The sequence below is a fragment of the Moritella viscosa genome (genome assembly GCF_900120065.1).
Lineage (GTDB): Bacteria > Pseudomonadota > Gammaproteobacteria > Enterobacterales > Moritellaceae > Moritella > Moritella viscosa.
Window position 1 is genome coordinate 107,188 of sequence record NZ_FPLG01000097.1, and the last position, 8,146, is coordinate 115,333.

Here is an 8,146-nt window from a genome sequence, read left to right on the forward strand (position 1 = left end):
ATGGCTCATTTTTTGACTAGCCCATTGGTATAGTAATAGTGACCTGTAAGCCTTGTGTGTCTCTGTTACTTGCCCGTATTATCCCATGATGTTGACGGACCGCATTTTCAGTAATTGCCAGCCCTAAACCTGCACCACCTGATTCACGGTCTCGGGCTTGTGATACGCGATAAAAAGGTTTGAAAATTTGCTCAACTTCGTCCTCTGGAACCCCTGGACCATCATCTGTGATCACAAATGTTATTTTGTCTATGTCGTTGGTGATAGCTAAATGAACCTGTTGGTTGGCATAGCGTAATGCGTTACGAATTACGTTCTCTATGGCACTGCCAAAGAGTGCTGGAAAGCCTTTGATATCCAAGTCTGGTATTGGTTGATAGCTAAAACGTTTGCCTAATTGTTCCGCTTCGAAAATAGCATCATCGCAAATAGGTTGTAACAGTGAGTCAAGGTTAAATGATTCTTTGGTTGTGGCATTTAATTGTGTTTTTGATAAATTTAATAGCGCTGAGATCATTTCTTCTAAACGTTGTGATTCATTATCGATACGCACGATCTCTTTGGTCTCACCATAATGGCGTTTAGATAATGCAACGGACATTTTCAACCGCGTTAAGGGTGATCTCAATTCATGAGAAATATCACTCAATAAACGATGCTGAAGTGAAATATGTTCACGAATAGAAAACATCATAGTACGTAAACTTCGCGCTAATTCGCCAATTTCATCTTGTCGTTGAGTCGCTGGTACAACAGCATCTAAATTACCATCTGTGATCTCGGATGCGGTTCTTTGTAACTTTTGTAGTGGTTTCGAAATATGCCATGCGAGCGACGCACATAATGGCATGCTGACAAACATCGTAATGAAAAGTAACAGGAATGGTCTATCTAATACATTAATTAACCATATATTATGCTCTGCTGGTAACTGTTGTGCTGCATACAATTGGAATCTTTCACCGCGTATATTTATTGGGATCGGTCCGGTCATTAGCCAGTTTTTATATTGCTTTACTTTTGGTTGTTGCGACTCTTCACTTTGTAAAATAAAACGACGAATAGCCTTAGAGGCTTTGCTGCTTGAAATAATATCGCCATTCATACGGACTAAATAAAAATGTTTTGTTTGTGCTTCTTTAGGGGTTATTAACACTTGTAATGGGATATTTGGATAGCGATCAGCAGAGCTGGAAATATTATGTGCAATGCTATTTAAAATGCTGACTGAGCGCGGATCGAGTTGTTTCATTACTCGGCTATCTAATGTTGGTAGTGCTATAACTACGGCTACAACAAGTAGTAGCATACACCAAAACCAGACAAAAATTTTAACGAATAGTTGATTCAATTTGCGACTAAGCACGTGTTAACAACCTTATTTCAAAAATGATAGAAGTGTAAGAGGGACGATTATGTATCTAGCCACATATAACCACGGCCACGAAGTGTGCGAATTCGCATTTTCTCATCTTTTCTTTCTGGTAACTTTTTACGTAAGTTACTTAAATGCATATCAATACTACGGTCAAATGGCGTCAGTTTTTTCCCCAGTACTTGCTCGCTTAAATCGGCTTTGGTTAGGATCGTACCTGGCGATGAGATAAGTGCTTCTAATAACATCAGTTCGGTACTGGTTAAGTCAAGCAGAATGGTTTGACACCATGCCTCTTGTGTCCGGCTGTTTATTTCAATGTCTAAGTGTGTCAATAATTCTGTTTTTTTAGCTGTTGTTGGGGGCTCTACTCGACGTAATACGGCTCTAATTCGTGCTAATAATTCACGATCACTGAACGGTTTTGGTAAATAATCATCGGCACCCATTTCTAAGCCAAGAACACGATCAATTTCATCACCTTTCGCTGTTAACATTAATACCGGTGTGCTGTTATCTACTCGAAGTTTTTTTAATACTTCAAAACCGTTTAACTTTGGCATCATGACATCTAAAAGGACCATATCATATTGACTACTTCTGATTGCAGCTAAACCGGCTTCTCCATCATGTTCCATATCAACATCGAAATCTTCGAGACTTAGAAATTCAGCGAGTAATTCGGCTAGTTCTTTATCGTCATCAATTAATAATAATTTAGTCATATTAGGCACTCTGTTAATTGTTTTTATTGTATTAGGATACTGGGTTAAGCAGTAAATAATTCGAAGATTTACCTTGTTTTACATTTTTATTTCGGCATAGTTAAAAAAATGATGATGCCTAGTCAGTTTAACTAAGATGGCGTAATAAACAATGCTATCCTCAATTAAAGAGCGAGAGATTGTGACATGCTACATAATTGCTTTATTTACGATAATGAAGTTAATTGCGCAGCATTTATTACTATAATCTCAGAATAACCAGCTAGGCTGGAAGCCTTATTGACAACTATATGTTGCTGCAATCCTAAAGTAACAACAGAATATTTTTATTGTTTCTATTTTCTTTGATTTATAGGTTGTTTAGATGAATAACTTCACGTTGTTTTTCTACTACCCCGGTTTATAATAAACGCATAAATAATGTAAAAGGTAACTCTGTGATAGATTCTGATCATGAACAATTAATTAAACGTGCAAGCTATGCTTCTGTTGTTACCGCCGTCATTTTATTATGCAGTAAATTGTTTGTGTGGTTTGCAACTGGGTCTGCATCGATATTGGCGTCATTAACGGATTCATTTTTAGATATTGGTGCATCCATTATTAATTTGTTTGCCATCAAATATGCTTTAGAACCAGCGGATGATGCGCATCGTTTTGGCCATGGTAAAGCTGAGTCTTTAGCTGGATTAGTACAATCAGCATTCATTGTTGGTTCATCTATTTTATTAATGTTACACGGTATTAGTGCATTATTAGATCCGCAGCCGATTGTACGCTCAGAACTTGGTATCGCGGTATCCATTTTTGCATTATTGGTTACTTTTATTTTGATTCGCTATCAAACGCATGTAGTGGCTACAACTGGGAGTATTGCGATCAAAGCTGATTCACTCCATTATAAATCAGACTTATGGCTTAATGCGACAGTACTTATCGCACTTAGTTTATCTGCGTATGGTTTTTATTGGGTTGATGGATTAGCGACAATTTTGATATCCTGCTACATATTATACAGTGCGTATGAGATCGGTATGGAGTCAATTCAGACATTGTTGGATCATGAATTGCCAGGTGAAGATATTGATAAAATAACAGCGATTGTGGTCAATACGGAAAATGTACTCGGACTACATGAGTTACGCACGCGACAATCAGGTTATATGCGTTTTATTCAATTGCATATAGAACTGGATGATCACCTTACTCTGTTTCAGGCCCATGCGATTGCCGATAATGTTGAAACTAATTTACTCTGTGAATTTGCAAATACGGAAGTACTCATTCACCAAGATCCAATCTCAATTGTAAAGACGAAAAATGATTAATATAAACGTGAACTCTAAATGTTGTAAAGGAATAAACATGGAAGATAAACTTTCAATGTCTTGGCTTAGAATTAGAGATGAAGCTAAATTATTGGTTGAACAGGAGCCTATGCTCGCTAGCTTCTTCCATTCAACAATACTAAATCACGATAGTTTAAAATGTTCATTGAGTTTCCAATTAGCAAATAAGCTCGATAGTGCGACAATGCCAGCTATTTTATTACGTGAAGTGATTGAGGAAGCATTAAAAGCAGAACCTACTATTTTACATGCGGTGGCTGCGGATTTATGTGCAGTACAAGAGCGAGACCCGGCGGTTGAGTTTTTCTCGACACCGTTATTATATTTGAAAGGTTTTCTCGCACTACAGTCTTATCGTATTGCCCATTGGTTGTGGAACCAAAAGCGTGAAGCATTAGCGATTTATTTACAAAACCAAATATCAGTGGTGTTTGCTGTTGATATTCATCCGGCTGCTAGAATAGGCAAAGGTATTATGCTTGATCATGCAACTGGAATTGTGATTGGCGAAACGGCAATTGTAGAAGACGATGTATCAATTTTACAAAGCGTTACGCTAGGTGGTACAGGTAAAGAAAGTGGTGATCGTCATCCGAAAATTAGAGCGGGTGTAATGATTGGTGCTGGTGCTAAAGTGCTGGGTAATATTGAAGTCGGTAGAGGAGCCAAAGTCGGTGCAGGTAGTGTAGTGCTCGATCATGTACCTGAGCATACGACCGTTGCAGGGGTTCCAGCTAAAGTTGTTGGTCGGCCTGATTCTGAGATGCCTTCACTAGCGATGAATCAAACAATTTGATGTATTAATGTCAGTGCTCACAAACAAAAAGTTAATTCTGCTTAAGCGCATCATAAATTGACTAATAAGACTTGTTGTAGATTGACTAGCGTTGTATTCTTCTATCAAGGGATAAGCCCTCTCAGCACAATATTGAATTCTTAAATTATGGGTGAAAAAATGAATTTTGACGTATTAGATAAATTAGAAAGTAAAGTCCAAACAGCAGTTGATACCATTTCCCTATTACAAATGGAATTAGAAGAGCTAAAAGAAGAAAACAACGAACTATTAGCGAATAACTCTGAACTTAAAAGCCAGCAAGATGTATGGCAAGATCGTTTACGTTCTTTGCTAGGTAGAATGGATGAAGTTCAAGAGCTAGAAGAGTTAGAAGAAGAAGCATAATTTGATTCAGAGGTATAGTTATGACTAACTTATACCTCTGTTTCTATATGTTTTGCGTGTTATTCAATATCTAGCGCATCTGCAGATAGAATAATACCAGTGCTGTCTGCATAAACATGATCGTCAGGTAAGAATGTGACACCGCCAAAATTAACCGCCACATCTAGCTCACCTGTTCGATTATCATCTGCACCAACAGGAATAGAAGCAAGGCTCTGGATTCCAATATTAATATCGTCTAGTTGATCGACTTCTCGAATACTCCCGTAAACAATAATGCCTTCCCATTCATTCTCGAATGCCAGTTGGGCAATATCAGAATCAATTAATGCTCTTCTTAATGAACCACCACCATCAATGAGTAGAACTCTACCTAATCCGGCTTGTTGAACTGTTTCAGCAATCAGCCCTAAACTTTCAAAGCATTTAATTGTGGTGATTTGACCACCGAATGATGACTTTCCACCGAAATTCATGAACATAGGTTCAACAACATCAATCATATCTGTATAAATGTCGCATAGTTCAGAAGTATTGTATTCCATGAGCAGCACCTTTTAATAAAGAAAGTTAGGTCATTAGCAATAAATCATAGCACTGTTAGCATATAAATTAAGCCTTTATTATCATTAGATAAATCAAAATTTGGCCTGCGACATAAAAATATAAGCAGTGTCCACTAAATATCTCTCTAATCCCAAATAGTACGATGTGATGGTCTATTCTTATGATCATAGAGTAGATTATCGATGAGGGCATCGTTATGGCGATTATTAATGCGTTAACTATCAATGTGGAAGATTATTTTCAAGCCCCCGCTTTTCAATGCTGTATTAAGGAAAAAGACTGGAATTTACTCTCACCTCGTATTGAATATGCAGTAGATAAGATTTTATTATTATTAGATGATCATAATGTGACCGCTACATTTTTTGTTTACGGTTGGACTATTATTCGATTTCCTTCGATGTTAAAAAAAATAGCAGAGCAAGGACATGAACTTGCATACCGACATTATAGCCTGCCCGATACGCAGCATTTCAATCGGCGTAAAATTATTGAAGATTTAAACCGTTATAAAGATCTATTATCACAAGTAATTGGGCACCGCATTATTGGTTATCGCAGTGATACAAAATTATGCAGCGCGACCTCTGAGTGGTTAGAAGACGAATTAATCTTGGCTGGCTATGAGTATAGCTGTGCTAACCGGATTCGTAGAGTTGACGTGAAAGAGGATCCAATTGAGTCTGTCTTTGGAGATTTTCAGCATCTAAATGTATCAACCCATAAAGTGTTAACGAAGCAGTATGAAATCATTAATACCAATAGTCTCCGCTTTAGAAAATATGAATCAAGTCGTAAGCTCGTCGGCCATTTTATGGAAGAGACGAAAACACCGGTGCTAGGGTGCATTTCAACTTGGGTCATGGATAATCAACAACCGAATATTAGAGCTGATAGCTTATTTAAAAAATGGTTACACGATTACCATCTTCGTGAGACCCCCCTTCTTTTACATCAACTATTCTCTGATTATGGTTGGCAAACAATCAGTGATATATATCTGCATAAAGTACTACAGCTAAACAGTATGAAAAAAAGGAAAGGACGCTGCGTAAGTTAATGGAAGGATATTATGATAATGAAAATTTTACACGTGATCGAAAGTGGTGGGTTTTATGGCGCTGAAAGAGTTTTAATTGAATTAATGTTGGGTTTAAAGGTTCTGGGCCATGAAGCAGCCTTGCTTAGCTTTGGTTATAAAGGACAAGCAGAAAAGAAGTTTGAAATTATTTGTCGCCAATATGGCATTGCGGTCAATTTAATGCGGGTAAATACACTTGAATCATTTTGTATCAGTCATTATATAAAAGTGTTTGCAGAGAAAAACCGTTTTGATGTTGTCCACTCCCACGGCTATAAATTTAATATACTGTTTGGTTTAATGCTGAAACGGAACCGTTTTAAATGTTTTTGTTCAACCGTTCATGGTTATGTACCCGCCCCTAAATTTAGTAAAATGGCACTTTATCAATATCTGGATAAATACTCATTAAAGCAAGTAAATCGAGTTTTTCTTGTTAGTCAGCACATGACTAGTCTATCAAGTATTCAAGGGTTAGAAGCAAACCAGTATACGGTTATTGAGAATGGTATCGGTGGTTACATGCCGATGTGTGAGATTGAAGAACGTTTAATTACTTTTCTGCATAATAAAACAACGCGACTAATGGCTGTCGGTCGTCTTGCTGTTGAAAAAAGTTTCGCTACGCTGATTGATGCATTACCTAAGTTGATAGAAAATGATCCAAATACTGTACTCGTTATATTTGGTGCGGGAAGTGAAGAATGTCGGTTAAGAGCAAAAATAAGGCAGTTGGATTTAGATGAGCATGTTCTATTATTTGGTTTTGTAGAATCATTATTGAGCTATTTTAGTCATTTTGATGTTTTCGTTATGCCTTCGATTACAGAGGGTACGCCAATCGCTTTACTCGAAGCTATGCAGGCTAGAGTCCCTTGTGTTGTAACTAATGTTGGCGGTATGCCGCATATGCTGGCGTATGGTCGTGGGGGGTGGATCGTTCCACCTAAAGAACCCGATGCTTTACAAGCTGCAATAACTACAAGTTTAATTCATAGTCAAAATCAAATTAAAACCTCCTTTGCCTATGATCGTGTTATGCATGAATACAATTACCTTCATATGAGTCGACAATATTTAAATGCATATCAAAATTTGCTAACCAGCCCCTCTTAATACAATTGACCTTACATTAACTAGAATGTTTATCATTATTTTCTTTTATTTAGGATCTTCTGATGACATTTATTACTAAGCTTTTAAAACCAGTCTTACTCACTAGTAGTTTAATCGGCAGCGTTGCATTGGCAGAAGAGATGACGGTATATAAATCGCAGTATTGTGGTTGCTGTACTGAATGGGCGGAGCAAATGGAAGATGCGGGGTTTACATTAACTGTTATTAACAGTGAACATATGAGAGATGTGAAGAACCAATATGGTGTACCTAATAATTTACGTTCTTGCCATACTGCAATTATTAACGACTATATAGTAGAAGGGCATGTTCCAGTTGCTGATATTAAGAAGCTTCTAGCTCTGAATAAAAGAGTAAAAGGGATAGCGACTCCTGGTATGCCACAAAGTGCCCCTGGTATGGATGTCCCGGGCGCAACGGATACATATCAAGTTGTGGCCTTTAATAAAGCGGGTATGCAGTATGTCTATAATGAATACAATTCAAAGTAGGCTACTTTTTATACGTTAAGCTGTGTTTTACGGCTTGGTTACGCGTATTTTGGGTTTTTAGTGACTAATTAATGAAATCGCTTGCTTGAAGTCATTAGTTCTCTATAATCCGACCTCTCTGACACGGCAATAGCCGCTAAGTAAAGGTGTTTATCAGTTTCGAAAGTTACTTTTTAAACCTCTTGAAATAAAGTGCAAATATGTACTTGACTTCGAAATTGGTTTGCGTAGAATACGC

The 8,146-nt window shown here is 37.4% G+C and carries 9 protein-coding genes; 6 read left to right on the forward strand and 3 right to left on the reverse strand.

Translation table 11 applies throughout. The features are described 5' to 3' along the window. Positions 1-16 precede the first annotated feature (16 nt). Positions 17-1,309: an ATP-binding protein gene (locus tag BT797_RS14715; RefSeq protein WP_170860768.1), complete on the reverse strand. Its 1,293-nt coding sequence runs from the start codon at positions 1,307-1,309 to the stop codon at positions 17-19. A gap of 104 nt (positions 1,310-1,413) precedes the next feature. Beyond that, on the reverse strand, positions 1,414-2,100 hold the full coding sequence (locus BT797_RS14720; RefSeq protein WP_045108660.1) for a response regulator: 687 nt from the start codon (positions 2,098-2,100) through the stop codon (positions 1,414-1,416). A 437-nt stretch (positions 2,101-2,537) separates the two neighbouring features. Between BT797_RS14720 and BT797_RS14725 the strand changes: the two genes are divergently transcribed. The 3 genes from BT797_RS14725 (at position 2,538) to BT797_RS14735 (ending at position 4,632) form a co-directional block, all read left to right on the forward strand. Then, complete coding sequence (locus tag BT797_RS14725) at positions 2,538-3,428, forward strand: cation diffusion facilitator family transporter (RefSeq protein WP_045108661.1); 891 nt, start codon at positions 2,538-2,540, stop codon at positions 3,426-3,428. 37 nt (positions 3,429-3,465) lie between these two features. Then, positions 3,466-4,245, forward strand: coding sequence for a serine O-acetyltransferase (cysE, locus tag BT797_RS14730; RefSeq protein WP_045108662.1), 780 nt, complete (start codon positions 3,466-3,468; stop codon positions 4,243-4,245). Positions 4,246-4,404: 159 nt separating this feature from the next. Next, entirely contained in the window at positions 4,405-4,632 is a 228-nt protein-coding gene (locus BT797_RS14735) for a cell division protein ZapB (RefSeq protein WP_045112353.1), read from the forward strand. 59 nt (positions 4,633-4,691) lie between these two features. Here the strand turns inward: BT797_RS14735 and rraA are convergent, their stop codons facing one another. Continuing rightward, the gene (gene rraA / locus BT797_RS14740; RefSeq protein ID WP_045108663.1) at positions 4,692-5,177 is read right to left on the reverse strand and encodes a ribonuclease E activity regulator RraA; all 486 of its coding nucleotides are present in this window, start codon (positions 5,175-5,177) and stop codon (positions 4,692-4,694) included. A 218-nt stretch (positions 5,178-5,395) separates the two neighbouring features. On the opposite strand from rraA, the gene BT797_RS14745 reads away from it, so the two are divergent. From BT797_RS14745 to BT797_RS14755, 3 genes are all read left to right on the forward strand, one after another. After that, complete coding sequence (locus BT797_RS14745) at positions 5,396-6,259, forward strand: polysaccharide deacetylase family protein (RefSeq protein WP_075472607.1); 864 nt, start codon at positions 5,396-5,398, stop codon at positions 6,257-6,259. A gap of 18 nt (positions 6,260-6,277) precedes the next feature. Further along, the gene (locus BT797_RS14750; protein WP_045108665.1) at positions 6,278-7,396 is read left to right on the forward strand and encodes a glycosyltransferase; all 1,119 of its coding nucleotides are present in this window, start codon (positions 6,278-6,280) and stop codon (positions 7,394-7,396) included. 62 nt (positions 7,397-7,458) lie between these two features. Then, positions 7,459-7,908 carry a DUF411 domain-containing protein gene (locus BT797_RS14755; RefSeq protein ID WP_045108666.1) on the forward strand — a complete coding sequence of 150 codons (450 nt, stop codon included), beginning with the start codon at positions 7,459-7,461 and terminating at the stop codon, positions 7,906-7,908. Positions 7,909-8,146: the final 238 nt, after the last annotated feature.